Source organism: Luteimicrobium xylanilyticum, from assembly GCF_009429125.1.
Classification (GTDB): Bacteria; Actinomycetota; Actinomycetes; order Actinomycetales; family Cellulomonadaceae; genus Luteimicrobium; species Luteimicrobium xylanilyticum.
The window spans coordinates 3,004,364-3,029,310 of record NZ_CP045529.1; the positions used below are offsets into that span (position 1 = coordinate 3,004,364).

Genomic DNA, 24,947 nt, shown 5'->3' on the forward strand with positions numbered 1-24,947 from the left:
CGCCCGTGACGCACGTCTCGACGCGCTCGACGTGCGTAGCCCCCCGACCCCAGGGTGAGGATGGGGTCATGGCACCAACCCCTGCACCCATCCCCACCGTGTCCCTTCCCGGCGGCGACATCCCGCTGCTCGGCCTCGGGACCTGGCAGTCCGAGGGCGACGACGCCTACCGCGCCGTCCTCCACGCGCTCGAAGCCGGCTACCGGCACGTCGACACCGCGACCGCGTACGGCAACCAGGGCCAGGTCGGGCGTGCGCTCGCCGAGTCCGCCGTCCCGCGCGACGACGTGTTCGTGACCACGAAGCTCCCGCCGAAGAACGCCGACCGCGTCCGTCAGACGCTCGAGGAGTCGCTCGAGCAGCTCGGCACCGACCACCTGGACCTGTGGCTCGTCCACTGGCCCGTCGACGGCGACGCCCGCCCCGACGTCTGGGAGCAGTTCGTCGCCGCGCGGGACGAGGGCCTCGTCCGCTCCATCGGGGTGAGCAACTACTCGGTCGCGCAGATCGACGAGCTGGTCGCCGCGACCGGCGTGACCCCCGCGATCGACCAGATCCCGTGGAGCCCGACCGACTACGACGCGGACCTCGTCGCAGCGCTGCACGCGCGCGGCGTCGTCCTGGAGGGCTACTCCCCGTTCAAGCGCACCGACCTCGACGCCCCGGTCCTGACGGAGATCGCCGCCGCGCACGACGCGACGCCCACCCAGGTCGTGCTGCGCTGGCACCTCGACCACGGTTTCGTCGCGATCCCGAAGTCCGTCCACCCCGAGCGGATCGACGCGAACCTCGACGTCACGGGCTTCACGCTCGACGCCGACGAGCTCGCCCGGATCGACGCCCTGGGCGCCTGAGACTCGGCGCGCGGGGCCGCCGACCTCTCCCCGGCGGCCCCGCGCGTCGGACACTCCGCGCACGTCCGCGTGGGCGATACCGTGGACCCGAGCCGCAGACCCCGCGGCGCGCCACGCCGCCGAGCCCCGACCGGGCTCGGCAGCACCACAGGCCTCAGGAGAAGCCGCAGAGATGATGACGACGACGTCACGCCCGTTCCGCTCCGACAACCCCGCCCTCGACAACGCGCTCGGCCAGCTCGCCGGCGCCGTCCAGATCCTCGGCTACCACGAGGGCATCCACGAGACCCTCGCCACACCCCGCCGCGAGGTCAACGTCGCGGTCCCGCTGCGCCGGGACGACGGGCACGTGCAGGTCTTCCGCGGCCACCGCGTCCAGCACAACGTGTCCCGCGGGCCCGGCAAGGGCGGGCTGCGGTTCCACCCGAGCGTCGACATCGACGAGGTGCGTGCGCTCGCGATGCTCATGACGTGGAAGTGCGCGGTCGTCGACCTGCCGTACGGCGGCGCGAAGGGCGGCGTCGACATCGACCCCGCCGAGCACTCCCCCGCCGAGCTCGAGCGCGTGACCCGCCGCTACACGAGCGAGATCCTGCCGATGATCGGCCCCGAGCAGGACATCATGGCCCCCGACATGGGCACCGGCGAGCGCGAGATGGCGTGGGTCATGGACACCTACTCCGTCAGCATGGGCCACACGATCCCCGCCGTGGTCACGGGCAAGCCGCTCGCGATCGGCGGCTCGCGCGGCCGCGGGACCGCGACCGCGCGCGGCATCTTCCACGTCGCCGACGCCGCCCTCACGCACGCAGGCGAACGCCTCAAGGGGTCCCGCGTCGCCGTCCAGGGTTTCGGGAAGGTCGGCGCGAACGCGGCCAAGATCTTCTCCGACGAGGGCGCGATCGTCACCCACGTGTCCGACGCGTTCGGCGCCGTCCGGAACGACGACGGCCTCGACGTCGACGCGCTCCTGGCGCACGTCGCGGCCACCGGGTCCGTGGTCGGGTTCGAGCGGGGCGACGCCGTCGACGGGTCGGCCGTGCTCGTCGCGGACGTCGACGTCCTGGTACCGGCCGCCATCGACTCCGTCCTCACCGTCGACAACGCCCACGACGTGCGGGCGCGGTTCGTCGTCGAGGGCGCCAACGGCCCGACGACGCAGGAGGCCGACACGATCCTCGGCAAGAACGGCGTCACGATCGTCCCCGACATCCTCGCCAACGCGGGAGGCGTCATCGTGTCGTACTTCGAGTGGGTGCAGGCCAACCAGACGTACTGGTGGACCGACGCCGAGATCGAGGACCGCCTCGCCGGGCGCATGCGGTCCGCCTACGCCGAGGTCGCCCACCACGCGCACGACCACGACCTCACGCTCCGCGACGCCGCCCTCGTCATCGGGGTGCAGCGCGTCGCCGACGCCCACCGGCTGCGGGGTCTCTACCCCTGATCGGCGCGACGACGCGTGGTCCGGGACGCGCCCCGTCCCGGTCCGGCGTCGCCATCGTGAACAGCGCGCACGCCGAGGGCACACGACCCTCTATCCTGCGGCCGTGACGCTGGCACCCACCGGACCGCTGCCCGCCGCGGTCGCCCGCACGTACTCCCACCGCTACGCCGTCGTCGACGTCGAGACGAGCGGCCTCAGCGCCGCGCACGACAGGGTCCTGCAGATCGCCGTCGTGCTGCTCGGGCCCGACGGCGCGCACGAGGGCGAGTGGAGCACCCTGCTCGACCCGGGGTGCGACCCGGGACGGACGGACATCCATGGGCTCACGCGGGAGCGGCTCTCGGGCGCGCCCCGGTTCCCGGACGTGCTGCCGATCCTCGCACCGCTGCTGGCGGACCGCGTGCTCGTCGCACACAACGCGCGGTTCGACTGGGACTTCCTCGCCCACGAGGCGAACCGGGCGGGAGCCACGTTGCCCGTGGCCGAGCGCCTGTGCACGCTCGCCCTCGCGCGGAGGCTCGACCTTCCGGCAGCGAACCTCTCGCTCGCCGCCCTCGCCCGGTACTGGCGGGTGCCGCAGACCCGTGCCCACGACGCGGTCGACGACACCCGGGTCCTCGTCGAGGTGCTGCGCCACTCGCTCGTGGTCGCGCACCGCGTCGGTGCACCGCTGCCCCTCACGCGGTGCGAGGTCCCGCGCGCCACGCGGCCTGCGCCGGCTCCGCGGACGCCGTGCGCCTGGCGCGACCCGGGCCGCCTCGAGCCCGGTCGGCCGCTGCGCCAGGGGCTCAAGGTCGTGTTCACGGGTGAGACCACGCGCCCGCGCGAGGTTCTGATCCATGAGGCGACCGCGGCCGGGCTCGACGTCATGAACTCGGTGAGCTCGCGCACCGGCCTCGTGGTGTGCAACTCGACGACCCTCGCGACCGGCAAGGCCGCGGCCGCACGTCGGCACGGCACGCTCGTCGTTGCCGAGGACGAGTTCCTGCGCCTGCTCGGCCACGTGCAGCCCGGCGAGCCCAAGCAGAGCGGCGGGACGTCGGTGGGCACCGCGGTCCCGGCGTCGGAGGTGCCGCACGAACGCCCCGCGCCGCCGCCTACCACGCACGTCGTGGCGCCGGCGCCCCCGGAAGCTCGTTCTGGAGCCGCGACGACGTCCGCGCCTCCGTCGGCGCCGACCGGGCCGCTCGCCGGGTCACGGGTCCTCGTGGTGGGCGGCTCGTACGAGGAGGCCTGCTCGGCACGCGCCCGGATCGTCGAGCTCGGCGGTCGCGCAGCCGTGAATCTCACGGCTGCGGTCACGCACGTCGTCGCACTCGAGTGGCCGGAGCAGGACAGCCGGTGGCCGCGGATCGCGCGGCTCGCCATGCCCCGTCTGGACCCGGTGACGTTCGTCCCGGTCGACGTCGCCGGAGCGTCCGCGACGACCGGCGCACCGGTCGACCCGACGGCGACCGTCACCGCCGTCGCTCCCGACGTCCCCGTCCTCCCGCGCGGCGGCGTCCGCGACCTGCCCGACGGGGAAGCGTGGTCGCTGAGCGTCCGTTGGCCGGACGACCGGTTCGACGGCGAGATCGACGTCGTCGCCCTCGTCGTGGACGCCGACGAGCAGGTCGGCGGGGACGAGGACTTCTGCTTCTACCACCAGCCCGCCCATCCGAGCGGTGGTGTCGCGCTCGAGCTCGACCACCCGTGCGAGGCGCTGGTCGAGCTCCGGCCCTCGCTGCTGCCCGCCGGTCGACGTGTGCTCGTCGCCGCGTCGATCGACGGCGAGGGCGTGTTCGGTGACGTCGGGCCGCTCGAGCTGGTGCTCCGGACGGGATCCGGCGAACCGGTGCTCCGGGCGACGCTCGATGCGGCGGCTTCCGAGCGCACGCTCGTCCTCGCGAACGTCTACGCGCGGTCGGGCACCTGGCGGTTCCGCGCCGTCGGGCAGGGCTACGGGTCGGGGCTCGACGCTCTCGCGGTCCTGCACGGCGTCGACCTCGAGGACTGATCCGGCCGCCGCCGTCGCGACTGCGGTCGCCACGCTCAGACCAGGCTGAAGCCTTCCGGCAGCTCACCCCGGCCGAGCAGCGCGTCCACGACCGTGCCGCCTCGACCGGAGTCGACCGCCATCTCGGCGGCGAGCAGTGCGACGGCACGCAGGAGCGCCGTCGGGACGTCGAGGTCGAGGTCGAGCGCGCGAGCGAGGTCACGGCTGTGCACGACGAGCTCGAGGACCCGGGTCGGCAGATAGTCGCGCACCCGGATTCCGCCGACGATGCTGCCCATGACGTCGTCGGGCTGCGCGTCGTCGAGCCTCGCGAGCGCACGGGCCCGCAGGTCCCGGACCGCGACGAGCGGGTCGTCACCGAGCGCGCGTCCCGCGGCCCGGGCGCGCTCGTCGACGGCGCCGGCGTCGCTCGACGCGAGCACCGCCGTCGTCGCCGTGTAGTACGCCGACGGGCTCACGACCGCGGCCGACTGCGGCTGCTCGTCGAGGTACTCGAGGACGGTCACGAACGACCGGCTCGTGTGCCCGACCAGGTCACGGACGTCCCAGGTCCCGAGCGCCGGGCGCTGCCAGGCGTCGTCGGGCACGCAGGCGACGAGCCCCACGAACAGGGCCCCGGCCTCCTCGTAGAACGCGTCGCGCACGGTCATGCCCCCGTGGCGGCGGGGAGCGCCGTCGCCGCGTACTGCGACCAGCTGCCGGGGTACAGGCGGGCACGCCCCAGCCCGGCCTGCTCGAGCGCGAGCAGCGTGTGGCACGCGGTCACGCCCGACCCGCACATGGAGACGACGTCGCCGGCCTCCACCGCAGCGGCCGTCACCCCGGCGGCGGCGAACCGCTCGCGCAGCGTCTCGACGGGCAGCAGGTGCCCGCGCTCGTCGACGTTCTCCCGGCACGGGACGCTCGCCGCCCCGGGCACGTGCCCGACGCGCGGGTCCACGTCCGCACCCTCGCCCCGGTACCGCTCGGCCGGGCGCGCGTCGAGGACGACGGCCGCGTCGTCGCGCCCGCCGGGGGCGACGTCGTCGAGGGTCGCGAGCAGCTCGACGGGCCAGGGGCGGGGCGTGAACGTCGTGGGCCGGCGCGCCACGACGTCGGTGGTCACACCGCCGGCCCACGCGCGGACCTCGGGCGCGAAGAACCCGCCGTCGAGCAGGGCCGCGTCGTGCCCGAGCGCACGCAGCATCCAGACGAGCCGGGCCGCGATCACGCCGCCCGCGTCGTCGTACGCGACGACCGTCGTGTCGTCCCCGATCCCGAGCGAGCCCATGCCGCGCGCGAACACGTCGGGGTGCGGGAGCGGGTGCCGCCCGTCGGTCGCGGTGGCGGGCCCGGCGAGCCAGGCGTCGAGGTCGACGTAGACCGCGCCGGGCAGGTGCCCCTCGGCGTAGGCGGCGTGGGCGGCGCTGCCGTCCGGGTCGGTCATGTACCAGCGCACGTCCGCGAGCACGACGTGCGGGCCGGTGCCTCCGCCAGGGGCGTGGCTGGTGAGCCAGGAGGCGTCGACGACGGGTGGGATGCGGGGTGCGGCGGTCACGCTCCGACCCTAGCGACCTCGGCGTGGGGCACGTCCGCTATCGTGGACCCATCAGGTCATCAGACAAGTCATCCCGGAGGCCCGCATGGCACTGCAGCGCGCGTCCCTCGCCGACCAGGCCGCCGACGCCCTCGCCGACCGCATCGGCGCGGGCGAGTGGCCCGTCGGCACCCCCCTGCCCGGCGAGCACGCGCTCGCCGCCGAGCTCGGCGTCGGGCGGTCGACGGTCCGCGAGGCGGTGCGCGTGCTCAGCTCGCGCGGGCTCGTGCGCGCCCGGCAGGGCGCCGGCGTCTTCGTCACCGCGAGCACGCCCTCCCCGGACTGGGACGACCTGCTCCGCCGCACCCGCGTGGCCGACGTCGTCGAGGCGCGCGTCGCGATCGAGGTCCAGGCCGCGCGCCTCGCCGCCGCACGACGCACCCCCGCCGACCTCGACGCGCTCCGGGCCGCGCTCACAGCGCGGAGCGGAGCCGAGACGGCGTCCCCGCCCGACGACGGCACGTACGTCGACGCGGACCTGCGGTTCCACGCGGCCGTCGTCGAGGCGGCGCACAACCCGGTCCTCGTCGAGCTCTTCGCGGCGTTCGCGCCGCGCGTCCGCTCCGGCATGCTCGACCTGCTCGCGCTCGCCGGACCCGGCTCGCCGCACCACCACGACCACGACGCGCACGCGGCGATCGTGCGCGCCGTCGAGAAGCGCGACCCCGACGGCGCCGCCACCGCCGCCTCCGACCACCTGCAGGGGGTCCTCGACGCGCTCGCGGACACCGCTGCCGCCCCCGCACACCCCAACAGCCCCGACCCCGAGGAGACCCGGTGACCGACGTCGTCCTGCGCCTCGACCACGTGTTCGTGGTCCGCACGTCCAACGTCCTGCTCGACGACGTGGACCTCGAGGTCCGCGCGGGTGAGCACTGGGCGCTGCTCGGCCCCAACGGCGCCGGCAAGTCGACGATGCTCGGCCTCGTCGGCGCGCAGACCCACCCGACGCGCGGCACCGTGGACGTGCTCGGCCGCCGGATCGGGCGGGTCGAGCTGCAGGCGCTGCGCCGCGAGATCGGGCACGTGGACCCGCGGCACCCCGTCCGCGGACCGCTGACCGTCGAGGAGGTCGTCCTGACCGGCCTCACCGGCACCAATCTGACGATGCTGCGCTGGGAGCCGACCGACGAGCAGCGTGCCCACGTCCGTGCGCTCGTCGAGCAGCTGGGGCTCGCGGGCAAGGCCGAGCGGCCCTGGGCGGTGCTCTCGCAGGGAGAGCGGGGTCGCGCGCTCATCGCGCGCGCACTCGTCAACGAGCCGCGGCTCCTGCTGCTCGACGAGCCCGCGACGGGCCTCGACGTCGCGGCGCGCGAGCAGCTCCTGGAGACCGTCGACCACCTGCACACGCTGTGGCCGTCGCTCACGTCCGTCCTGGTGACCCACCACCTCGAGGAGCTCCCCGTCACGACGACGCACGCGGCGCTCCTGCGTCAGGGTCGCCTGGTGGCGGTGGGCCCCGCGGACGACGTCCTCACGACCGAGCAGGTGAGCGCGACCTTCGACCACCCCATCCGGATCGCGCGCGAGCACGGACGGTGGCGCGCGTCGTCGGGCCGGGCGCTGACCTCACCGACGTAGTCCTCCCGGAGGCCTGCTCCGGGGAAGACGGGTCAGGCGAGGGGCTGCTGCGCCGCCCACGCGGCCAGGTCGACCCGCGGGCCGGTGTAGAACGGGACCTCCTCGCGCACGTGCAGGCGCGCGTCGACGGCCCGCAGGTCGCGCATGACGTCGACGATCCGGTGCAGCTCGTCCGCCTCGAACGCCAGGATCCACTCGTAGTCGCCGAGCGCGAACGCGGACATCGTGTTGGCGCGGACGTCCTGGTACGACGCCGCGGCCATCCCGTGCTCGCGGAGCATCCGCGACCGCTCGGCCGGGTCGAGCAGGTACCACTCGTAGGAGCGGACGAACGGGTAGACGCACGCGTACTCGCGCGGCCCCTCGCCGGCGAGGAACGCGGGGACGTGCCCGCGGTTGAACTCGGCGGGGCGGTGCAGCGCGGCGACGGACCACACGGGCTCGAGCACGGAGCCGAGCTCGGACGCGCGCAGGCGGTGGTAGGCGCCCTGGACGGACTCGATGGACGGACCGTGCCACCAGACCATCAGGTCGGCGTCGGCACGCAGACCGGCGACGTCGTACCAGCCGCGGACCGTGAGCTCGCTCGTCGCGTCGGCCGGGTCGTCGCTGCCGCCCACCGCCTGCTCGGCGGCGCGGACGAGCGCCTCGCGCGCGCCGTCGTCGGCGGGCAGCTCGCCGGTCAGGGCGAACACCGAGTACATCGCGTAGCGGATGCCCTCGTTGATGGACCGGGTGTCCACCGCCTCGCCGGTGTCGCCGTGGACGTGGTGCGGGGCGGACTGCCCCGTCGTGTCGGTCATCGTCGCCTCTCGCGTGGGATCGAAGGTCAGGAGTGCAGGTCGACACTGCACAGGGCGGGGACGCCCGACGGTTCGCCGTCGCGGCGCAGGCAGCAGCCCGGGGCGCACACCGACCGGAACGCGGGCAGCGTGCCGACCGTCGCCTCGTCGACGTCCTCCCCGCGCGCGATCGCCGCGCGCTCGAGAAGCAGGTCCACCAGGCCCTGCACGAACGGCGCCCGCGTGCCCACCGTGCCCGCACGGACCGCGGTCATCCCGAGCCTGCCGGCCGTCTCCATGGCCTCGGTGTCGAGGTCGTAGGCGACCTCCATGTGGTCGGAGACGAATCCGATGGGCGACAGCACGACGTCGCGCAGGCCCTCGGCCGCGAGCTTCTCGAGGTGGTCGTTGACGTCGGGCTCGAGCCACGGCTGGCTCGGGGGGCCCGAACGCGAGCAGTAGGCGAGATCCCACGGGACGTCGAAGCCGAGCCGCTGCGACGCCTCGGCCGCCACCACGCCCGCCAGGTCGAGGTGCTGCTCGGAGTAGGTTGCGTGCGAGATCCGCGACGCGGCCTCCATGGTCGTGGGGATCGAGTGGGTCACGAACACGACGCGCGCCGCACGCGGGTCGCCGCCCTTCGCGGCGAGCGCCTCGAAGCCCTCCACGACGGCGTCGACGTTGGCCCGGGCGAAACCGGGGTGGTTGAAGTACGACCGCACCTTGTCGAACTCGACCGTCGTGGAGCCCTCGGGCCCGAGCTTGCCGAGGCCGTCGAGGGTCACCGCGAGGTCCTCTCGGTACTGGCGGCACCCCGAGTACGACGAGTAGGCGCTCGTCACGAGCACGACGGCACGCTCCGCCCCGAGGCTCTCGAGCTCGGCGACGGCGTCCTTCGTGTACGGCTCCCAGTTGCGGTTGCCCCACACGACCGGGAGCTCGATACCGCGCCTCGCGAGCTCGGCCTCGAGCGCCGCCTTGAGCGCGAGGTTCTGCTCGTTGATGGGGCTCTTGCCGCCGAACCCGTAGTAGTGCTCGCCGACCTCCTCGAGGCGGGAGTCCGGGATCCCCTTGCCGGCCGTGACGTTCCGCAGGAACGGGACGACGTCCTCGGGCTTGTTCGGACCACCGAAGGAGTACAGGAGCAGCGCGTCGTACGGGGTGAGACTCACGTCTTGCATCCTCCCACTCTCCCGCGCACCGACCGGGCGCGAGCCGGGCAACCGGGACGTGACATCGACACGACAGGCTGTCAGGTCCGACGACGGCGCGACCGGGCCCGGCAGCGCGTCAGGGGTCACGCGCGGCCGGGCCCGGATGAGGTGTCGTCGGCGGTTCGGCCGGCCGACGACGGTCCGGTGGGCTCAGCCCTTGACGGCGCCGCCGAGCCCCGCGCCCGAGAGGAACAGGCGCTGGAACACGAGGAACAGCACGACGGGGATGAGCGTCGAGATCGCGAGCGCCGCGAGGAACACGCCCAGGTCGGTCTGGGCCGCGATCGCGGGCAGGCGCACGGACAGCGGCTGCTTGGCCGGGTCCTTGAGGACGAGCATCGGCCAGAGGAAGTCCTTCCAGCTCGCGATGAACGCGAACACGGACACCACGCCGAGGATCGGCTTCGACATGGGCAGGACGACCGACCAGAACAGCCGGAACGGGCCGGCGCCGTCGACCCTGGCCGCCTCGAACACCTCGCGCGGCAGGCTGTCGAAGAACCGGGCGACCAGCACGACGTTGAACGCGCTCGCCCCGGCCGGCAGCCAGACGGCGAAGAAGTTGTTGATCAGCGACGTCCCGATCACGGGCGGGTCGAGGATCGTCAGGTACAGCGGCACGAGGAGCACGACGCTCGGCACGAACAGCGTCGCGATCACGAGCCCGTTGACGATCTTCGCCCACTTCGGGCGCAGCACCGAGAGCACGAAGCCGCCGGTCGTGGCGACGAGGAGCTGCATGAACCACGAGCCGACCGCGAGCCAGATCGTGTTCAGGAAGTACCTGCTGATCTCGACGTCGTTCCACGCCTCGGTGAGGTTCGCCCAGCGCACACCGTGCGGGAAGATCGCGAGCGGGGTGCGGATGATGTCCTGGGTGGGCGTGACCGCGTACTTCGCGAGGAGCAGCATCGGGCCGACGCCCACGACGACGAGCAGCACGAGCAGGACGACGTGCAGCGTCTTCATGGTCGCGTTGACGCTGGGACGCCTCCAGTCCTGCTCGGAGACGAAGCCACGGTCGCCGTCGAGCTGGGAGCTCCGGCGCTTCCTGCCGCGGGCGGGGCGACCTGCAGCGGCCGTGAGCTCGACACCGGCCGCGGGACCGGTCGTCGCAACGTTCACCACGGGGGCCTCCTCCAGCGTCGGGCGGGTCACGACTTGCTCCACGAGCTCGTCAGCTTGAAGTACACGAGCGACAGGATCGCGAGGAACGCGGCGAGCATGACCGACAGCGCGGTCGCGGCCCCGTAGTCCCCACCGAGCGAGCGCCCGAATGCGTAGTCGTAGATCATCAGCAGGATCGTCAACGTCGCGTTCGCGGGGCCGCCACCGGTGAACAGGTACGGCTCGAGGAACACCTGGACGGTGCCGATGATCTGCAGGATGAACGTGATGAAGAGGACCCCGCGCAGCTGCGGCATCGTCACGTGCCACACCTTCTGCCAGATCCCCGCGCCGTCGACCTCGGCGGCGTCGTAGAGCTCGCCCGGCACGCCGATCAGCGCCGCCAGGTAGATGATCACGGTGCCGCCCGCGGCCGCCCACGTCGCCTCGAGGACGAGCGACGGCATCGCGAGGCTCGGGCTCGACAGCCACGCGTAGGGACCGAGGTGCACCCAGCCGAGGATCGTGTTGAAGACGCCGTCCGCGGAGCCGTCGTAGAAGAACTTCCACAGGAGGACGGCGACGACGGGCGGCACCACCACGGGGAGGTACGCGAGCACCGAGTAGAGCCCCTTGAGGCGCCTCACCGAGCTCATGAGGACCGCGGTGACGAGCGGGATCGGGAACCCGATCACGAGCGCCAGCAGGGCGAAGTAGAGGGTGTTCCGGATCGCCGTCGGCAGGTCCGGGTCCGTCAGGACGTACTGGAAGTTGTCCCAGCCCACCCACGTGGCCGGGGCCACGAGGTTGGTCTTCTGGAAGCTCATGACGACCGACCGGACGATCGGCCACCAGGAGAAGACCCCGAAGATCACCAGGACGGGGAGGGCGAACACGAGGGTGCTCAGTCCCCCGCGCCTGACCCAGGTCACCGGGTTCCGGCGGACCCGCCGGACGGGCGGCGGACTCGTCGGGTCGCCGCCCGGCACGACGACGGTGTCGGCGCTCGCAGCGCTCACGTCACATCACTCCTCACCCGGGGCGGGGCCGCCGGACGTCTCCGGCCGGCGACCCCACCCACCTGCGGTCGTTCTTGCTGTTCGGCTCAGCGGCCGGCCGAGTCGATGGCGCGCTGCGCCTTCGTGTTCGCCTCGTCCAGGAGCTTGTCGATGTCGGCGCCCTTCTTGGTGAGCACGGCCTGCACCACCGGGTCGAGCGCCGCGTAGACGTCCTGGGTGGCGACGGCCGGCTCGTTGACGAGCGTCGCGTCGAAGATCTTGCTCGTGAAGCCCGTCATCTGGTCGAGGGGCACGTTCACGTACGGCTTGATCCAGCCCTGGTACTTCTCGTATTGGGCCTGGCTGAAGATCGGCAGCTCAGGCGTGCCCACGGGCTGCTTGCTCGCGACCTGGGTCTTGGCGTTCGTCACCGCGGCCTGCTCGTCGGTGTACTTGCGCAGGTAGTGGAAGTCGATCCACTTGATCGCGGCGGCCTTCTCGTCGTCCGTCGCCTTGCTGGAGACCGCCGCCATGGTGCCGCCGCCGAGGACGCCGGAGTTGTCACCCTCGAGCGGGATCATCGTCAGGCCGTACATCTTCGGGTCGATGTTGTTCGTCTGCACGAGGCTCGTGTAGACGTCCTGACCCGAGGTGTACATGCCGATCTTCCCGGCCGCGAACGCCTGGTTGATGGTGCCCCAGTCGTAGTTGAAGTTGTTGCCCATCGAGTTGTCGGTCCACCGCAGGTCCTGGAGGAACTGCAGGGCGGCCTTCGTGCCGTCGTTCGTCAGCGTCGCCGTCTTGCCGTCCTCCGACTCGACGCGGCCGCCGCGGGCGTACGTGTCGACCGTGAGCTGCCAGCCGCCCGTGCCGCTCTGCGACATCTGCGCGAAGCCCGCCTGGCCGGTCTTGTCCGCGATCGCCTTCGCGTCCGTGCGGACCTCGTCCCACGTGGTCGGCGGCTTGTCGGGGTCGAGCCCGGCCTGCGTGAACAGGTCACGGTTGTAGTGCAGGCCGACGGCGTAGATGCTCTTCGCCGGGATCGCGTAGACGTCGCCGTCCTGACCCTGGCCGTACTGCAGCAGGTTCTTGTTGAAGTCCGCCGCGTACGGAAGCTGGTTGAGGTACGCCTGCATGTCGGTGATCTGCTGGTTCGCGATCAGCGTCTTGGCGTCCGTGAACGGGATCTCGAACACCGTCGGCAGCGTGCCGCCCGCGAGGTCGGCCGCGAACGTCGTGGCCTTCCACTCGTAGTCCTGGGTCTGGACCGTGATGTTCGGGTTCTCGGCCTGGAACTCCTTGACCTCGTCGGCGAGCGCGGCCTGCGCCTCCTTGGTCGAGCCCGGGAGCAGCCCGACCACCTTGAGGGTGACCTTCGTGTTCGGGTCGAGGGTCGGGGCGGCGGTGGCGGACGGCGTGTCCTTGCCGTCGCCGGAGCCGCTGTCGGACGAGCACGCCGCAAGGGTGCCGCCGAGCGCGAGCGCACCCACCAGGGTGTACGCCAGCGTGATGCGTGGAGACTTCATCGTCGCTCCTTGTCAGGTGCAGGCATCCGGTCCTGCACGGTGGTGAGATCGGCGGGATCGTTCCCGCCGGGTCGTCAGTGAGGTAGGGGTCTGCGTCAGGTTCCGGACGAGGTCCGGAGCCAGACGGCGGTGTCCGTGGGCAGCGTGCCGCCGGGAAGCTCCCCGGAGGCGAGCAGCACCGCGGTGTGCGGGGGCAACGGCGCCGGGTCCACGCCGAAGTTCACGAGGCACGCGACGTCGCCGCGCGCGAAGGCCAGCACCTGGTCGACGTCGCCGGCTCCCGGACCGAGCAGTCCGGGCAGGTCCAGCCACGCGAAGCCGCCCTCCCGGAGCCCCGCCTCGGCGCGGCGCACCGCGAGCGCAACTCGATAGAGGGCGAGCATCGAGGTCGGGTCGGCCTCCTCGACGTCGACCGCGTAGCGGCCCCACCACGCGGGCAGCGGGAGCCACGGCTCCGCGGTCGTGCCGTCGTCGGACGGTGCCGAGAAGCCGTGTGCGCCGGCCGCGTCGGCGGTCCAGGGCAGCGGCACGCGGCAGCCGTCGCGGCCGGGGTCCACGCCGCCGGACCGGAAGTGCATCGGGTCCTGGATGGCGTCGCGGGGCAGGTCCTCGTCCTCGGGCAGGCCGAGCTCGTCGCCCTGGTAGAGATACAGGCAGCCCGGGAGGGCGGCCGTGAGGAGCGCCGCGGCACGGGCGCGGCGGGTGCCGAGCTCGAGGTCGGTGGGGGTGTCGAAGCGCTTGGCCTCGAACGCGAACGACGAGTCCTCGCGCCCGTAGCGGGTGACCGGGCGGGTCACGTCGTGGTTCGACAGGACCCACGTGGCCGGCGCACCGACGAGCGCGTGCGCCTCGAGCGTCGTGTCGATCGACTCGCGCAGCGCCTTCGCGTCCCAGGGGCGCGCCATGAAGTCGAAGTTGAACGCCGTGTGCATCTCGTCGGGACGCAGGTAGTCGGCGAAGCGCCGCGCGTCGGGCAGCCAGATCTCGCCGACCAGGACGCGCGGGTCCTCGTACGAGTCGGCGACGGCGCGCCAGCCGCGGTAGACGTCGTGGAGCTCGTCGCGGTCGGTGAAGGGGTGGCCGCCGGGCGCCGGGTCCGCCGGCACCTCGGGCAGCGCGGGGTCCTTGACGAGCAGGGCCGCCGAGTCGATGCGGATGCCGGCCACGCCGCGGTCGAACCAGAACCGCAGGACGTCCTCGTGCTCGCGGCGGACGTCGGGGTGGTTCCAGTTGACGTCGGGCTGCTCGGGCGTGAACAGGTGGAGGTACCACTCGCCGGGCGTGCCGTCGGCGTCCGTGGTGCGGGTCCAGGTGCTGCCCTGGAAGCTCGAGACCCAGTGCGTCGGGATCTGGGCGCCGTCCTCGCCCTTGCCGGGGTGGAACCAGAAGCGCTCCCGCTCGGGCGAGCCCGGCCCCGCCGCCAGCGCAGCCTGGAACCACGCGTGCTGGTCCGAGACGTGGTTGGGGACGACGTCGACGATGGTCCTGATGCCGAGCGCGGCGGCCTCGGCGATGAGCTCCTCGGCCTCCTCGATGGTTCCGAAGGCCGGGTCGATGGCGCGGTAGTCCGCGACGTCGTAGCCCCCGTCCGCGAGGGGCGACACGTACCAGGGCGTGAACCACACGGCGTCGACCCCGAGGTCCTTGAGGTACGCAAGCCGCGAACGAACGCCTGCAAGATCGCCGGTGCCGTCGCCGTTCCCGTCCGCGAAGCTGCGCGGATAGATCTGGTAGATGACGGCGTTGCGCCACCACTCGACGGCGCCAGACGGGTGTCCCGGCAGGCTGCTCGGGCTCGTGCTCACGTGTGGACTCCTTCGTCCCTGGTGCGTCAGGGTCGTTCCTGCGCCGCGGTGATCGGCGATGCACTGACCGTAACTACCCGACAGCGACAGCGCAAGAACCGAACATCGTTGTTACCGAAACGCGATCTTCGCTGTCGTTCGACGTCATCCGACGCGGCCATCGGGGCACGCGAAAGACCTGTCAGGCGCTCGCCGGGGCAAAGCCCGGCGAGCGCCTGACAGGTCGACGGAAGGTGCGGTCAGCGCGCTCCGGCGCGCGCGGGGGCGGCCGCGGTCGAGGCGCGCACCACGAGCTCGGGCTCGAAGAGCAGCTCGTCGGCGGGCACCTCGACGCCCGAGATCTGGCGCGCCAGGAGGTCCACGGCGGCGCGACCCATCGGCTCGATCGGCTGGCGGACCGTCGTCAGGGCGGGGTCGGTCGAGTTCATCAGTGCGGAGTCGTCGTAGCCGACGACCGACACGTCGCGCGGCACCTCGAGACCCGCGCGCCGCACCGCCCGGATCGCGCCCAGCGCGAGGGGGTCACTCGCGCACACGATCGCCGTCGCGCCCGCCTCGAGCAGGCGGTTCGTGGACGCCTGCCCGGCCTCGAGCGCGTACTGGCTGTGCGCGACGAGCGCCGGGTCGATCGTCCGGCCGGCCCGGGCCGCGAGCTGCTCGGCGGCCGCGAGCTTGCGCTCCGACGGGATGTGGTCCTGGGGTCCGAGGAGCAGGCCGACCCGCTCGTGCCCCAGCGACAGCACGTGCCCCAGGGCCTGCTGCATCGCCACGATCTCGTCGCACGAGACCCGCGGGAAGTGCAGCGACTCGATCGCACCGTTCACCAGCGCCACCGGCAGGCCGATCTTCTCGAGGCGGTGGTAGTGGGCATGGTCGGCGTCGCGCTCCGCGAACAGGCCGCCCGCGAAGATCACGCCCGACACGTGCTGGTCGAGCAGCAGGTCGACGTACTCGGCCTCGGTGATGCCGCCGGCCGTGCGGGTGCACAGCACGGGCGTGAAGCCCTGCTGCGCGAGCGCGCCGCCGATGACCTCCGCGAGCGCCGGGAAGATCGGGTTCACGAGCTCCGGGAGCACGAGACCCACAAGCCTGCCGCGCTCCCCCCGCAGCTTGGTCGGGCGTTCGTAGCCGAGCACGTCGAGCGCGGTCAGGACCGCGTCCCTGGTCGCCTGGGACACGCCAGGCTTGTCGTTGAGGACGCGCGAGACGGTCGCCTCGCTCACCCCGACCTTCTTCGCCACGTCCGAGAGCCTCTTTGCCATGAGACGCAGTCTACGCATTCACGCAAGCGGCTTGCGCGGATCTTGCGAGTGTCCTGAAAACCCGACGACGGCGCTCGGGGCCGGGCGCGTGGGCGACCGCGGCAGGCGACGCCGACGCCTCGATAGGCTCGGACCCGTGCCTGATGCTGGTCCCGATCCCCTGCCCGCCGCCTCCGAGCTCGCCCAGCCCGTCCCCGGCTTCCGCCACCCGGTCCGGCACGCGCCGCTCGCGGACCCGTTCGTCGTCGGCCCGACGACGGTCGTCCGGGCCGCGCCCGAGCTCGCCGCCGCGGCTGCCACCTGGAAGCGGCGGACGGAGGACGCGACGGGGTTGACGCTCGCCTGGGAGGCCACCGACGACGGCGCCGACGAAGCCGGCCGCCCGACGGTCTCGTTCGTCCTCGACACGACCGTCCCGGCCGGTGGCTACGCCTTGCGGACCGGGAGCGGCGCCGTCGTGGTGACCGCGTCGGACGTCGCCGGGGCGCACGCCGGCGCGCAGACGCTCCGCCAGCTCGCGGGCCCGCGGGCGTTCCGCCGCGCGCCGGTCGACGACGCACCGCTCACCGTCCCCAGCGGCCTGGACGCGCACGACGACCCGGCGCACGCCTGGCGCGGCGTCCTGCTCGACGTCGCCCGCCACTTCCTGCCCAAGCACGACGTCCTCCGGTTCGTCGAGCTCGCTGCCGCCCACCACCTCGACGTCGTCCAGCTCCACCTCACCGACGACCAGGGCTGGCGGTTCGAGTCCCTCCGGTACCCGCGCCTCACCGAGGTCGGGTCGTGGCGGCGCGAGTCGGGTGTCGGCACGTGGCGCGCCGGCGTCTTCGACGGGCGGCCCCACGGCGGCTTCTACACGCAGGACGACCTCCGGGAGATCGTCGCCCACGCCCGCGCGCACGGGATGACCGTCGTTCCCGAGATCGATGTCCCGGGCCACGTCGAAGCGGCCGTCGCCGCGTACCCCGAGCTGGGCACCCGCAAGCAGCCGCACGAGGTCCGCACCACCTGGGGCATCAGCACCGAGGTCCTCGACCCCTCCGAGGAGACCCTCGCGTTCTTCCGGGACGTCCTCGACGAGGTCATGGACGTCTTCGACGCCCCGTACGTCGCGCTCGGCGGCGACGAGGTCCCCACGGCGCTGTGGCGCGCCAACCCCGACATCGTCCGACGCGCGGCGGACCTCGGGCTCGACGACGTCGCCGACCTGCATGGCTGGTTCCTCGGGTCGCTCGCGCGGCACGTCGTCGCCGCCGGACGGCGCCCGGTCGTCTGGGACGAGGCGTTCCGTCCCGGCCACGACACCCTCCCCCGCGAGACGGTCGTGACCGCCTGGCGCGGCTGGACCGTCGGGCTCCAGGCCATGGCCGCGGGACACGACGTCGTCATGGCTCCCGAGCAGGCGGTCTACCTCGACCACCGCGCCGGGGACGGCCCCGACGAGCCCGTCCCCGTCGGCTTCCTCCACACGCTCCGCGACGTCCACCGGTTCGACCCCCTGCCCGCCGGTGCGCTCGCCGAGGCCGGCGTGACCGACGTCGACGCCCTCCCGGGCAGGCTGCTCGGCGCGCAGGCCGAGCTGTGGACCGAGCACCTCGACTCCGCGCGCCGCCTCGACTACGCGGCGTTCCCGCGCCTGGCCGCGTTCGCCGACGTCGTCTGGACCGGGGAGCCCGCCGACGCGCGCGACACCGAGGCGTTCGTCGCTCGCCTCGAGCGCGACCACCTCCCCCGCCTCGCCGCGTTCGGCGTCGAGCTCCGTCCGCTGGACGGCCCGTACCCGTGGCAGACGCGCCCCGGTGTCGCAGGCCATCCCCGGGATCTCGCCTCCGAGCTCGCCTCCGGTGGGTACGGGGGCGTCGGCGGTTGGGTCGAGGACGCCTCCGGGGCGCGCACGAACGAGATCGGGGGTTGATGGTGGTCGGCGTCGAGCCAGGGTCGGGTTCTGTCGGGGTCGGGGATGGTGTGCGCGGGTCTACCGTCCGCGCCCCTCGTTCCTCGGGGCGCTCCCGCCAGGCCCAACCACGACCCGCGCACACCATCCCCGACCCCTCCTCCCTCACCTCGCCTTCCAGCGCGGCCCGGCCGGGCAGCCTCCTGGTCCGCGGCGTTCGCATCCCCTCCGGGGAGCACCCCAACGGTGGGCCGCTGTCGGACGTGCTGGTCGCCGCGGGCCTGATCCGCGAGATCGCACCGACAGGCAGCGTCGACAGGCGCCTCCTGGCGGCCCCCGCACCCGTCGACGTGATCGAGGGGCGGGGGCGGCTGCTGCTGCCCGGGCTGATCGACGCCCACGTGCACGGCGAGGCGGCCGTGTTCGACCCGGACGTGCAGCTCGCGATGCTGCGCCAGGGCATCACGACGATCGTCGTGGGCCAGGACGGCGTGGGGTTCGCCCCGACCGCGCCGGCTGGCGACGCGTTCGCCTTCTCGACCGAGTACTTCCGCGCGATCAACGGCGCCCACCCGAGCTTCCGCGGCGGCAGCGTGGCGGAGCTGAAGGAAACGTACGCCGGGCTGCCGCTGAACGTGGAGGTGCTCGCCCCGCACGGGACGATCCGGTACGCGGTGACGGGCGCCGAAGCCCGCCCCGCGACGGAGGCCGAGGTCGCCGCGATGGTCGCGCTGCTGGAGCAGGCGCTCGACGACGGCGCCGTCGGCATGTCGACGGGCCTGGAGTACGTGCCTGCGGCGTACGCGGACGAGGCGGAGCTCGTGGCGCTCGCGCGGGTGTGCGCGGCACGGGGCGTGCCGCACGTGAGCCACATGCGCGGCTACGAGGAGAAGGCGGGCCGGGCGTTCGCGGAGCTGGTGCGCATCGCGCGGGCGTCCGGGGTCGCGACGCACGTGTCGCACTACCACGGCCCCGCCGACGAGCTGGCGGGGTACGTGGACGACGCGCGGGCGTCGGGTCTGGACGTCACGTTCGACTCGTACCCGTACCTGCGGGGCAGCTCGATCCTGTCGATGGTGACGCTGCCGACGTGGCTGCCCATCGCCGAGCCGGACCGCACGGTGGCGCTGCTGCAGGACCCGGCGGTGCGCGAGCGGCTGCGGACCGAGCACTTCCCGGGGCTCGCGGACCTGTGGGCACGCGTGACGATGGCGAACGTGCCGGGCGAGCTGCGCTGGACCGAGGGCACGAGCCTGCTCGACGTCGCGGCGCGCCTCGGCCTGGACCCCGAGGACACGGCGCTCGAGCTGCTGGTGAGCACGCGGCTGCAGGCGGGCTGCGTGTTCGCGCAGCCCCCGACGAACTCGGCGGGCTCGGTGCGCGCGCTCGCGAACCACGAGGCCCAGCTCGCGGGGTCGGACGCGATCTACGCGGGCGGGCGGCCGCACCCGCGCGGCTGGGGCGCGTTCGCCCGTTTCGCTTCGGAGCACGTGGGTGCGGGAGACTGGTCCTGGGCGGACGCCGCCGAGCACCTGTCCGCCCGGGCGGCGCGCCGGTTCGGCCTGGCGGGTCGCGGCACGGTCCGGGTGGGCGCGGTCGCGGACCTCGCGCTCGTGGACCCGGCCACCGTGCGGGACCTGGCCACGTACGAGGGCCCGCGCACGCCCGCGCAGGGGGTGGACGACGTCGTCGTCGGGGGGCGGCACGTGCTGGCGGGTGGCGCGCTGGTCGACGGACGGCCCACCCGACCACCGACGGAACAGGAGACGGCATGACGGAGCGCCTCGAACGGCCGCTGGAGCCGGTCGTCGTCGGCCCGCGCACCAAGGGGCTTCGCCTGCGCGGCGAGACGGCGGGCGACGGGCTGATGATCGGCACCGCCACGGTCGACGACGGACCCTTCGGGCTGCCCATCCTGACCCTGCAGACCGGCTCCCTGGACCACAACGTGGCGGTCATGGCGACAGCGGTCCGCGCGGCCGGCGAGGCGGCGGGCGCCCCGGGTTCGGTGGAGCACGCCCCCCACGTCAAGACGCACATGTCGGCGCAGATCTTCGCGCGCCAGCTCGCGGCGGGCTCGTGGGGCGCGACGGTCGCGACCCCGAACCAGCTCCGCGTGGTCCGGGACTGGGGCACGCGACGCGTGCTCCTGGCGAACGAGCTGACCGACCCGGACGAGATCATCTGGGTGCGCGACGACCTGGAGCGCGACGAGGGCGCCGAGCTGTGGCTGTACGTCGACTCGGTCGAGGGCCTGACGATGCTGTCGCGGGGGCTCGCGGGCGCGTCGGACGACGTCCGCGCCCGCCTCGGCGTGCTCGTCGAGATCGGGGTCGCCGAGGGCCGGACGGGTGTGCGCTCGACCGCGGACGCCCTGGGTCTGGCGCGCGCGGTCCGGGCGAGCGGGCTGACGCTGCGCGGGGTGGCCGGCTACGAGGGCTCGGTCGCGGGCGAGTCGACGCCGGAGACCCGGGAGCAGGTCGCCGACTACCTGCGGGGCCTGCGGGACGTGGCCGAGCAGCTCGTCGCGGAGGGCCTGGTCAGCAGCGGCGACGTCGTCGTGAGCGCCGGCGGGAGCGCGTTCGTGGACGTGGTGCTCCAGGTCCTGCCCGGCCCGTTCCTGCCGGGCGGCCCGGCCGCGGGGCACGCGCCGCGCGTCGTCGTGCGCTCGGGCTCGTACGTGGTGCACGACCACGGGCACTACCAGCACCTGGACGCGTTCTCCCGGGTGCCCGGCGCCGAGCCCCTGCGTCCGGCGGCGACCGTGTGGGGCTCCGTCGTCTCGGTCCCGGAGCCCGGGCTGGTGCTCGTCGGCCTGGGACGACGCGACGTCCCCTACGACCTCGACCTCCCGACGGCGCTGTGGCTGCGCCCCCGGGCCGACGACGGCCGCACCCTCGGCGCGCCGCTCGAGCTCCCGCGCGCGACGGTCACGGACCTCAACGACGAGCACCTGTTCCTGCGGATCGACCCCGACGCCCCCGACCTCGCCCCGGAGACGGCGCACCCGCACCCGGGCGACGTGATCGGGTTCGGGATCTCGCACCCGTGCACCCTGTTCGACAAGTGGCGCGTGGGCATCGTCGTCGACGGCGACCGCCCGCTCGGGCTCGTGTCCTTCGACTTCTGATCCCCGTCCCCACACCGCAGCACCACCGAGAAGGAGCACCGCACCGTGACCACACCCCCGACGACGAAGACCCCCCTGCGGACCGACGGCGCGCCCGCACCCGCGCACACGTTCCACCAGGGCGTGCGCAAGGGCCCGTTCGTGCAGGTCTCCGGTCAGGGCCCGCAGGACCCCGCGACCGGCGAGTACCTCTTCCCGGGTGACGTCGCCGCCCAGACGACCCGGACGCTCGAGAACGTCAAGGCGATCGTCGAGGCGTCGGGCGCCACGTTCGACGACGTCGTGATGCTCCGCGTGTACCTCACGAAGCGTGAGGACTTCCCGGTCATGAACGAGGCGTACGGCGCGTTCGTCGCGGCGAACTCGCCGTCGGGCGTGCTGCCGAGCCGCACCACCGTGTTCGTGGGCCTGCCGCGCGAGGAGATGCTCGTCGAGATCGACGCGTTCGCGGTCGCCGACTGAGCGCGGGCGTGAGCGGGCAGGCCGGAGACTTCAGCCTCCGCAGCATCGCGGTCGCGGCGTTCGGCCCGTCGATCCTGTTCGGCCTGGCCGAGGGCGCGATGCTGCCCGTCGTGCCGCTCACGGCCGTCGAGCGGGGCGCGTCGCTGGCCGTCGCCTCGCTGATCGTCTCGCTGCTCGGGATCGGCTCGATCCTGTCGAACATCCCGGCCGGGATCCTCACCACCCGGGTCGGGGAACGCTGGTCGATGGTCGCGGCCGCCGGGATCAGCGTCGTCGGGCTCGCGCTGTGCCTCGTCGACGCGGGGCTCTGGCCGCTCGTGGCCGGGGTGCTGCTGGTCGGCGCCGCGAGCTCGGTCTTCAACCTGGCCCGCCAGTCGTACCTGACCGAGGCCGTGCCGATCCACCTGCGCGCCCGCGCCATGTCGACGCTGGGCGGCAGCATGCGGGTCGGCGTGTTCGTCGGCCCGTTCCTCGGCGCCGCCGTCATGCACGTCATGGGCAAGCCGGGCGGCTACGTGGTGGCGCTCGTCGCCGTCGTCGCCGCGGGCGTCCTCGCGTACCGGGTGCCGGACCTCGAGACCCCGACCCGGCGGCACGCCACCACTTCCGGCACGGAGCCGGCCGCCCCCGTGACGACGCGCGGGATGCTCCACGAGCACTGGCGCACCTTCGCCACGCTCGGCTCGGGCGTGTTCCTGCTCTCCGCCGTCCGGGCGAGCCGCCAGGTCGTCATCCCGCTCTGGGCCGCGCACATCGGCCTCGCGCCCACGACGGCGTCGATCGTCTACGGGATCGCCGGCGCCGTCGACATGCTCGTCTTCTACCCGGCGGGCAAGGTCATGGACCGGCGCGGCCGCGAGTGGGTCGCGGTGCCGTCGATGCTGCTCATGGCGTCGGCGATGGTCCTGATGCCGCTCACCCACGCGATCGTGCCCTTCGTCGCCGTCTCGATGCTCCTGGGCTTCGGCAACGGCATCGGGGCGGGCATCGTCATGACCCTGGGCGCGGACACCTCGCCGTCCGTCGGGCGCCCCACCTTCCTCGGGATCTGGCGCGAGCTCGCCGACGGCGGCGCCGGCGTCGGCCCGCTCCTCCTGTCCGCGATCACGGCGCTCGCGAGCCTCGCTGCGGGCGTCGTCGTGTCGGGTGCGCTCGGGTACGCGGCGGCGCTCGCGCTGTGGCGGTGGATCCCGCGCCGGCCCCGGCTCAGCGCAGCACGAGGCGCGTGACGTTCTCCGCGACGTCCGCCAGGAGCGTGGGCGTGTGCGTCACGAGCTCGGCCAGGGTCGCGGGCCCCGCTGCCAGGGCGAACGCCGCGGCGACGCCGGCCTCCGCCGCCCGCGCGGGCGGGAGCAGCACCTGCCCGGCGACGACGACGACCGGGGGCCGGGCCGGGGCCCTCGCGGCGGTCGCCGCGACCGTGTCGGCGACCTTCCCGGCGACGGACTGCGAGTCGAACGACCCCTCGCCCGTCAGCACGAGCGAGGCCCCGGCGACGGCGTCGGCGAGGCCCACCGCGTCCGCGACCAACGCCGCGCCCGGCTCCAGCTCCGCCCCGAGCACCGCGTGCAGCCCACCCGCGACGCCGCCGGCCGCACCCGCTCCGGCCACCTCGCGCACGTCGACGCCCGTCGCGCCGGCGAGCACGCCCGCCCACCGTTCGAGGCCCGCGTCGAGGTAGTCGACGTCGACGTCGCCCGCCCCCTTCTGCGGACCGAAGACGCGAGCCGCTCCACGCTCGCCGACGAGCGGGTTCGTCACGTCCACGGCGAGGCGCCACCGCACGGCGCGCGCCTTCGGGTGCAGCCCACCCAGGTCGAGCCGCGCGACGTGCGCGAGCCCTTCGCCGCCGTCGGCCACGGGCTCGCCGTCCTCCCCCAGCGGACGCACGCCGAGCGCACGCAGGATGCCGGACCCGCCGTCGGTCGTCGCCGACCCGCCCAGACACACGAGGATCTCCTCGGCCCCGGAGTCGAGCGCCTCGCGCAGCACCAGCCCCGTGCCGAAGGTGGTCGCGAGCAGCGGCTGGGGCAGCACGTCCGCGACTCCCGGGAGCCCGCTCGCCTCCGCCAGCTCGACGACGGCGAGGCGCCCGTCCGCGGACGTCGCCCACCGCGCCGTCGTCGGGCGTCCGAGCGCGTCGACCGTCTTCGCACGGCGCTTCTCCACGCCCCAGGCGGCCGCGAGCGCGTCGAGCGTGCCCTCCCCGCCGTCGGCCATCGGAAGCCGTACGACCTCCGCGTCGGGCCTCGCGCGGAGCACCCCGTCGGCCAGGAACTGCGCCACGTCGGCGGCGGGGGCCGATCCCTTGAACGAGTCCGGGGCCACCACCACCCGGGGCGTCGAGCGCGCGGCCTGCCGGTCCTCGATGTGGGGGCTCACGCCCGCGACCCTATCGACCGGCTGCCCAACACGCCGCCCTGACACGCGACCACGGTCCGTATGGTGCGCGGATGGGACTGTTCGGACGCAGCAAGGACGGGGCACGCAGGTCGGAGGGCACGGAGGGCACGGAGCCCACCGAGGCTCAGGAGGGTGCGGGCGGGGTCCGCAACGACCGGGTGCGTGAGGCGCTCGCGACCTGGACGGCCCGCAAGGACGCGCAGACGTTCGCGGACGTGGTGCGTCGCCTGGTCGTGGGCCAGCTCCTCCTCGACGCCACCGACTCGCAGGTCGCCGACCCTGCTGCCGGCCTGCAGCCCGGCGACACGCTCGCGATCGGGTCCCACGTCGACAACGCGGGAAAGCGGCTGCTCGTGGCGTTCACCGACCAGGACGAGCTGAACCGGTACCGGGGTCGTCCCGGCACCTCCCTCGTCCAGCCGGGGGCCGCCGTGGTCGCACAGGCCGTGCGGGACTACGAGGGGATCGTCGTCGACGGGCGGTCGCCCGGTGCCTTCATCGCGTACGCGGACGAGCTCCGCCAGCAGCTCGCCGACGACCCGGAGACGGCCGGCAGGCTCGCCGCCGCCACGGTCGAGCGCTCGCTGCCCTTCCCCGAGTTCCTGCGGATGCTCGCGGGAGCGCCCGTGTACGTCCCGTTCGACGTCCAGCGCGACGCGTCCGGGGCCGAGACGGGCGTCGTCGTCCCGACCGCCCGGAGCGGGGACGGCGGCGTCTACGCGGTCCTCGGGACGTCGCCCGCCGAGGTGTGGGCCTGGAGCCCCGGGAGCGACGCGCAGCGCACAGGGTTCGCGAACGTCGCGCGGGCGGTGCTGCAGGACGGGCAGGCCGGCGTCGTCGTGAACCCCGCCGCGCCCCCGGTGACGGTCCCCGCCGACGCGCTGCGCGCGTTCACGGAGCGCTGACGCGC

Annotated in this window: 21 protein-coding genes; 11 read left to right on the top strand and 10 right to left on the bottom strand. The window is 73.8% G+C overall.

The annotated features are described in order from the left end of the window. Positions 1 to 68: 68 nt before the first annotated feature. From KDY119_RS13265 to KDY119_RS13275, 3 genes are all read left to right on the top strand, one after another. Positions 69 to 854, top strand: a complete 786-nt coding sequence (locus KDY119_RS13265; protein ID WP_036946804.1) for an aldo/keto reductase — start codon at positions 69 to 71, stop codon at positions 852 to 854. 175 nt (positions 855 to 1,029) lie between these two features. Further along, complete coding sequence (locus KDY119_RS13270; RefSeq protein WP_036948252.1) at positions 1,030 to 2,301, top strand: Glu/Leu/Phe/Val family dehydrogenase; 1,272 nt, start codon at positions 1,030 to 1,032, stop codon at positions 2,299 to 2,301. A gap of 103 nt (positions 2,302 to 2,404) precedes the next feature. Then, a complete protein-coding gene (locus KDY119_RS13275; protein ID WP_036946806.1) occupies positions 2,405 to 4,297 on the top strand; it encodes an exonuclease domain-containing protein in 1,893 nt (630 codons plus the stop codon). Between the two features lie 35 nt (positions 4,298 to 4,332). Here KDY119_RS13275 and KDY119_RS13280 read toward each other — a convergent pair whose 3' ends face one another. After that, positions 4,333 to 4,947: a maleylpyruvate isomerase family mycothiol-dependent enzyme gene (locus tag KDY119_RS13280; protein ID WP_036946809.1), complete on the bottom strand. Its 615-nt coding sequence runs from the start codon at positions 4,945 to 4,947 to the stop codon at positions 4,333 to 4,335. After that, complete coding sequence (locus tag KDY119_RS13285) at positions 4,944 to 5,834, bottom strand: sulfurtransferase (protein ID WP_153022425.1); 891 nt, start codon at positions 5,832 to 5,834, stop codon at positions 4,944 to 4,946. The genes KDY119_RS13280 and KDY119_RS13285 overlap by 4 nt, the downstream gene beginning before the upstream one ends. Positions 5,835 to 5,919: 85 nt before the next feature. On the opposite strand from KDY119_RS13285, the gene KDY119_RS13290 reads away from it, so the two are divergent. Both KDY119_RS13290 and KDY119_RS13295 read left to right on the top strand, forming a co-directional pair. Continuing rightward, positions 5,920 to 6,654 (top strand): FadR/GntR family transcriptional regulator, encoded by a 735-nt coding sequence (locus tag KDY119_RS13290; protein WP_153022426.1) that lies wholly within the window; start codon positions 5,920 to 5,922, stop codon positions 6,652 to 6,654. Then, a complete protein-coding gene (locus tag KDY119_RS13295) occupies positions 6,651 to 7,454 on the top strand; it encodes an ABC transporter ATP-binding protein (RefSeq protein ID WP_036946821.1) in 804 nt (267 codons plus the stop codon). Before KDY119_RS13290 ends, KDY119_RS13295 begins: the two co-directional genes overlap by 4 nt. Positions 7,455 to 7,486: 32 nt before the next feature. On the opposite strand, the gene hemQ is transcribed toward KDY119_RS13295, so the two are convergent. The 7 genes from hemQ to KDY119_RS13330 all read right to left on the bottom strand — a co-directional run bounded on the left by hemQ (position 7,487) and on the right by KDY119_RS13330 (position 16,148). After that, a complete protein-coding gene (gene hemQ / locus KDY119_RS13300; RefSeq protein ID WP_036946824.1) occupies positions 7,487 to 8,257 on the bottom strand; it encodes a hydrogen peroxide-dependent heme synthase in 771 nt (256 codons plus the stop codon). 26 nt (positions 8,258 to 8,283) lie between these two features. Next, a complete protein-coding gene (locus KDY119_RS13305; RefSeq protein WP_036946827.1) occupies positions 8,284 to 9,417 on the bottom strand; it encodes a ferrochelatase in 1,134 nt (377 codons plus the stop codon). 183 nt (positions 9,418 to 9,600) lie between these two features. After that, positions 9,601 to 10,575 carry a carbohydrate ABC transporter permease gene (locus KDY119_RS13310; protein WP_227994675.1) on the bottom strand — a complete coding sequence of 325 codons (975 nt, stop codon included), beginning with the start codon at positions 10,573 to 10,575 and terminating at the stop codon, positions 9,601 to 9,603. Between the two features lie 29 nt (positions 10,576 to 10,604). Further along, positions 10,605 to 11,576 carry a carbohydrate ABC transporter permease gene (locus tag KDY119_RS13315; RefSeq protein WP_407657403.1) on the bottom strand — a complete coding sequence of 324 codons (972 nt, stop codon included), beginning with the start codon at positions 11,574 to 11,576 and terminating at the stop codon, positions 10,605 to 10,607. A gap of 86 nt (positions 11,577 to 11,662) precedes the next feature. Beyond that, positions 11,663 to 13,081, bottom strand: coding sequence for an extracellular solute-binding protein (locus KDY119_RS13320; RefSeq protein WP_036946830.1), 1,419 nt, complete (start codon positions 13,079 to 13,081; stop codon positions 11,663 to 11,665). A gap of 95 nt (positions 13,082 to 13,176) precedes the next feature. Beyond that, a complete protein-coding gene (locus KDY119_RS13325) occupies positions 13,177 to 14,886 on the bottom strand; it encodes a glycoside hydrolase family 13 protein (protein WP_227994341.1) in 1,710 nt (569 codons plus the stop codon). A 239-nt stretch (positions 14,887 to 15,125) separates the two neighbouring features. Continuing rightward, a complete protein-coding gene (locus KDY119_RS13330; protein WP_036946833.1) occupies positions 15,126 to 16,148 on the bottom strand; it encodes a LacI family DNA-binding transcriptional regulator in 1,023 nt (340 codons plus the stop codon). A gap of 136 nt (positions 16,149 to 16,284) precedes the next feature. On the opposite strand from KDY119_RS13330, the gene KDY119_RS13335 reads away from it, so the two are divergent. The 5 genes from KDY119_RS13335 to KDY119_RS13355 all read left to right on the top strand — a co-directional run bounded on the left by KDY119_RS13335 (position 16,285) and on the right by KDY119_RS13355 (position 22,863). After that, a complete protein-coding gene (locus KDY119_RS13335; protein ID WP_227994342.1) occupies positions 16,285 to 18,063 on the top strand; it encodes a beta-N-acetylhexosaminidase in 1,779 nt (592 codons plus the stop codon). A gap of 242 nt (positions 18,064 to 18,305) precedes the next feature. Beyond that, positions 18,306 to 19,817, top strand: coding sequence for an N-acyl-D-amino-acid deacylase family protein (locus tag KDY119_RS13340; protein WP_083890599.1), 1,512 nt, complete (start codon positions 18,306 to 18,308; stop codon positions 19,815 to 19,817). Continuing rightward, positions 19,814 to 21,172, top strand: a complete 1,359-nt coding sequence (locus KDY119_RS13345; protein WP_227994343.1) for an alanine racemase — start codon at positions 19,814 to 19,816, stop codon at positions 21,170 to 21,172. Before KDY119_RS13340 ends, KDY119_RS13345 begins: the two co-directional genes overlap by 4 nt. Before the next feature lie 45 nt (positions 21,173 to 21,217). Continuing rightward, positions 21,218 to 21,634, top strand: coding sequence for a RidA family protein (locus tag KDY119_RS13350; protein ID WP_036946839.1), 417 nt, complete (start codon positions 21,218 to 21,220; stop codon positions 21,632 to 21,634). Between the two features lie 8 nt (positions 21,635 to 21,642). Continuing rightward, complete coding sequence (locus KDY119_RS13355) at positions 21,643 to 22,863, top strand: MFS transporter (protein ID WP_036946842.1); 1,221 nt, start codon at positions 21,643 to 21,645, stop codon at positions 22,861 to 22,863. Here the strand turns inward: KDY119_RS13355 and KDY119_RS13360 are convergent. Continuing rightward, on the bottom strand, positions 22,841 to 24,016 hold the full coding sequence (locus KDY119_RS13360) for a glycerate kinase (protein ID WP_227994344.1): 1,176 nt from the start codon (positions 24,014 to 24,016) through the stop codon (positions 22,841 to 22,843). The genes KDY119_RS13355 and KDY119_RS13360 overlap by 23 nt on opposite strands. Before the next feature lie 71 nt (positions 24,017 to 24,087). On the opposite strand from KDY119_RS13360, the gene KDY119_RS13365 reads away from it, so the two are divergent. Continuing rightward, positions 24,088 to 24,942, top strand: coding sequence for an SseB family protein (locus KDY119_RS13365; protein ID WP_036946845.1), 855 nt, complete (start codon positions 24,088 to 24,090; stop codon positions 24,940 to 24,942). Positions 24,943 to 24,947: the final 5 nt, after the last annotated feature.